The organism is Streptomyces sp. CRN 30, assembly GCF_034105845.1.
The window spans coordinates 1-3665 of sequence record NZ_JAVRHI010000391.1; the positions used below are offsets into that span (position 1 = coordinate 1).

Below are 3665 nucleotides of genomic sequence, written 5' to 3' on the forward strand. Positions count from 1 at the left end.
GGCCGGGTGCGCGGAGGCGGGGCGGGCGGCCACGCGGGCGCTCTCGTCCACCGCGCGGTCCACCCCGACGGCGCACAGCGCCAGCCCGGCCGCGGCGGCCAGTCCGGGCAGCCAGCAGAGCGCCACGAGGACACCACCGCCCGCTGACCGGAAGACGCGCATGGCACCACTTTGCTCCGCTTACTCCCGCTTCGCGATGTGTGGCGTACCACCCCCTGGAACCAACGTCCGGGTCCGGGACGTTTTCTCCGGTGATTGCCCCACCGCGTACGCACGGACCGGACGCTTCGCCTGACCCGCTCGGGCCGGGGTACCTGATCACCGGGCCCGACTCGCACGTACCAGGGGGCCCGAGAGGAAGGCGGCTGGAGTGGACGTGCTCGACATCCTGCTGTTGCTGGTGATCCTGGCCTACGCGGCGTCCGGTTACCGGCGCGGCCTGGTCGCCGGCTGCGTCGCCCTGGCCGGGTTCGTGGGCGGTGCCGCCCTCGGCGTCTGGCTGCTGCCCTGGGTCATGGACCTGGTGGGGGTCTCACCGGGCAGGCCGGCCGCGACGCTGACGGCCGTGCTGACGGTGCTGGTCCCGGCCGTGATCGGCCACGAGCTGACGGGACGCCTCGGGCTGCTGCTCCGCCGCGAGCTGGACCGCGGGCCGCTGCGGGTGGCCGACGGGGTGGGCGGGGCCGCGGCCAACACCCTCGCGGTGCTCGTCGTCGCCTGGGTCGCCGCCAGCGTGCTGGCCGCGTCCTCGTCCCCGATGGTCACCCAGGCGATACGCGGCTCGTCGCTGCTGGGCGCCGTGCAGGACACCATGCCGGACACCACGCCCGCCTGGTTCTCCCGGGCCACCTCCGCCCTCACCGAGGCGGGCTTCCCGCAGGTCTTCAACCCGTTCGAGAACGAGCCCGCGGCGGGCGTCGCCGAGCCGTCCGGCGACAGCGTCACCGCGGCCGCCACGAACGCCGCCCAGCGCAGCAGCGTCAAGGTCGAGGGCTTCTCCGGCGCCCAGGGCCGCGAGGGCAGCGGCTTCGTCTACGCCCCGCAGCGCGTGATGACCAACGCCCACGTGGTGGCGGGCATCGACGAGCCCACCGTGCGCGTCGGCGGCGTGGGACAGGCGTACGAGGCGCGGGTCGTCCTGTTCGACCCGGACAAGGACGTCGCCGTCCTCCACGTCCCCTCGCTCGAGGCCCCCGTGCTCCGCTTCGACGACACGGCCGAGCGCGGCGACGCCGCGGTCGTGGCCGGCTACCCGGAGGACGGCGGTCTCGACCTGCAGGCGGCCACCGTCGCGAGCCGCATCGACGCCACCGGCCAGAACATCTACAGCACGGCCCGGGTCACCCGCGAGATCTACTCCGTCCGCTCCACCGTGCGCCCCGGCAACTCCGGCGGGCCGCTCCTCACCACCGACGGCACGGTGTACGGCGTGGTCTTCGCCCGCTCCACCTCCGACAGCCGGACGGGCTACGTCCTGACGGCGGACGAGGTGGCCCCCGAGGCGCGGCGGGCGAGCACCGCGACGACCCCGGTGGACACGGGCGAGCTCATCGCGTCGTGACCGCGGCGCGCCGGGCGCCGGGGGCCGTCACAGCCGCCGTCCCATGAGCACGTCGTCGACGTACTCGCCGTCGAGCAGGAACTCCTCCGGCAGGGTCCCCTCCACCACGAACCCCTCGGACGCGTAGAGCGCGCGGGCGGGGGCGTTGTGCCCGAGGACGCGCAGGGTGAGCCGCCGCGCGCCCTGCCGCCGCGCCTCGTCCCGCGCGGCCCGCAGCAGCGCCCGGCCCACCCCGGCCCCGCGCGCCTCCTCCGCCACGGCCAGGCCGAGGATCTGCCGCACATGGGCGTTGCAGGCCAGCGCGGTGGGATAGCCCAGCCGGAGGTAGCCGGCGAGCCGGCCGTCGAGCTCGGCGACGAGGTGGTCCCGGGGCCCGAACCGCTCGCTGAAGAACGGCTCGTACGGCGGCACGGGCCGGGGCTGGACGGAGTGCAGCGTGGACCAGGTGGCGCGGTCGAGGCGGCCGAGGGCGTCCTCGTCGTCCGGGACCGCGCGGCGTATGTAGGGAACGGGCATGCGGCCACGGTACGGCGGCCGCCCGGTGCGGCCGCGCACCCCGCCCGGCAGGATGGGCCCATGAACGATGGAACCGGTGCTGCCGGACCCCTCCCGCCCGCCTCCCGCGTCGCCGTCGCCGGGGCCTCCGGGCTGATCGGTACGGCCCTGGTCCGCTCGCTGCGCGCGGACGGGCACGAAGTGGTGCGGCTGGTGCGGCGGGAGCCCCGCGCGCGGGACGAGGCCCGCTGGGACCCGGAGCGGCGCGAGGTGGACACCGGCGCGCTCGCCGGGTGCGCGGCGGTGGTGAACCTCGCGGGCGCGGGCGTGGCCGGACGTCGCTGGACGGACTCGTACAAGGCGACGATCCGCAGCAGCCGGGTGTCCGGCACGGAGACGCTCGCCGAGGCCGTGGCCGCCCTCGACGCACCACCGCGGGTCTTCGTCAACGGCAGCGCGATCGGCTTCTACGGCGAGACCGGCGACCGCGTGGTCGACGAGTCGGCGTCGGCGGGCGAGGGCTTCCTGCCCGGGGTGTGCGAGGAGTGGGAGGGGGCGGCGGCTCCGGCGCGGGAGGCGGGGATCCGTACCGTGTTCGCCCGGACGGGGCTGGTGGTGGCGCGCGGCGGCGGGGCGTGGGGGCCACTGTTCCCGCTGTTCAAGGCCGGGCTGGGCGGCCGGCTGGGCAACGGCCGCCAGTACTGGAGCTTCATCTCGCTGCACGACGAGGTGGCCGCCCTGCGGCACCTGATCGACACACCGGGGCTGTCGGGCCCGGTGAACCTGACCGCTCCGGAGCCGGCCACCAATCGCGAGGTGACGGCGGCCATGGGGCGGGTCCTGCACCGCCCGACCCTGTTCACGGTGCCCTCCCCCGCGCTGCGCCTGGTCCTCGGCGAGGTCTCGGGCGACGTCCTGGGCAGTACCCGCGCGGTCCCGTCCCGCCTGCTGGAGTCGGGCTTCACGTTCGCGTTCCCGACGGTGGAGGACGCGGTCCGGGCGGCGCTGCGCTGATCCGGCGGGCGGGTGGCCGCCCCGGCGCACACCCGCCCGCCCCCATGCGCCCGTGCGAGGGCCGTGCGCGACTGCTCGATGCCAGGGCGGCACCTACCCTCGGAGCCTGTGTCATGTCCCCTTCCGAACCCGGGCTTTCCGGGCGCTTGTTGGGGGCATGACGTCTCCAGCACTCTCCAGTACTCCGCATCCGCGCGACCCTCGGGAGGGGCACGTGCTTGAGTCGGTGCACCAGGCGGAACTCGCAGAGGACACGGACGTCGTCGTCGTGGGAGCCGGAGTCGCCGGCCTCGCGGCCGCCCACCATCTGACCAGAGCCGGGCTGACCGTCACGGTGCTGGAGGCCGCCCCAGGGGCCGGCGGCCGGATGAGCACGGACAAGGTCGACGGCTTCCGCCTCGACCGTACGGCCCCCCTGCTCCTCACCTCCTATCCGGAACTGCGCCACACCCCGGCCCTGGCCCCCCTGGTCCTGCGGCCCTTCTCGCCCGCCGTCCTGCTGCACGTGGACGGCCGGCTGCAGCGCGGCCCCACCGCCCCGGCCGGCACCCGCGGCGCCCGGGGCGCGCTCACGGCCGTACGCGCCCTCGCAGGC

At 75.8% G+C, this 3665-nt stretch carries 4 protein-coding genes; 3 read left to right on the top strand and 1 reads right to left on the bottom strand.

Annotated features, from left to right (window positions below):
- Nucleotides 1-370 precede the first annotated feature (370 nt).
- Nucleotides 371-1561 carry a MarP family serine protease gene (locus UW392_RS42295; RefSeq protein ID WP_320780608.1) on the top strand — a complete coding sequence of 397 codons (1191 nt, stop codon included), beginning with the start codon at nucleotides 371-373 and terminating at the stop codon, nucleotides 1559-1561.
- Nucleotides 1562-1588: 27 nt separating this feature from the next.
- Here the strand turns inward: UW392_RS42295 and UW392_RS42300 are convergent, their stop codons facing one another.
- Nucleotides 1589-2077 (bottom strand): GNAT family N-acetyltransferase, encoded by a 489-nt coding sequence (locus UW392_RS42300; RefSeq protein ID WP_320780609.1) that lies wholly within the window; start codon nucleotides 2075-2077, stop codon nucleotides 1589-1591.
- A 60-nt stretch (nucleotides 2078-2137) separates the two neighbouring features.
- Between UW392_RS42300 and UW392_RS42305 the strand changes: the two genes are divergently transcribed.
- Together UW392_RS42305 and UW392_RS42310 are read left to right on the top strand one after the other, a co-directional pair.
- Nucleotides 2138-3070, top strand: coding sequence for a TIGR01777 family oxidoreductase (locus UW392_RS42305; protein WP_320780610.1), 933 nt, complete (start codon nucleotides 2138-2140; stop codon nucleotides 3068-3070).
- 214 nt (nucleotides 3071-3284) lie between these two features.
- On the top strand, nucleotides 3285-3665 hold a 381-nt coding region (locus UW392_RS42310), incomplete at its 3' end, for an FAD-dependent oxidoreductase (RefSeq protein ID WP_320780611.1).

Coding starts and splice junctions, on each gene's coding strand:
- UW392_RS42300 (WP_320780609.1), bottom strand. CDS start 2,077: ATGCCCGTTCCCTACATACGCCGCGCGGTCCCGGACGACGAGGACGCC.
- UW392_RS42305 (WP_320780610.1), top strand. CDS start 2,138: ATGAACGATGGAACCGGTGCTGCCGGACCCCTCCCGCCCGCCTCCCGC.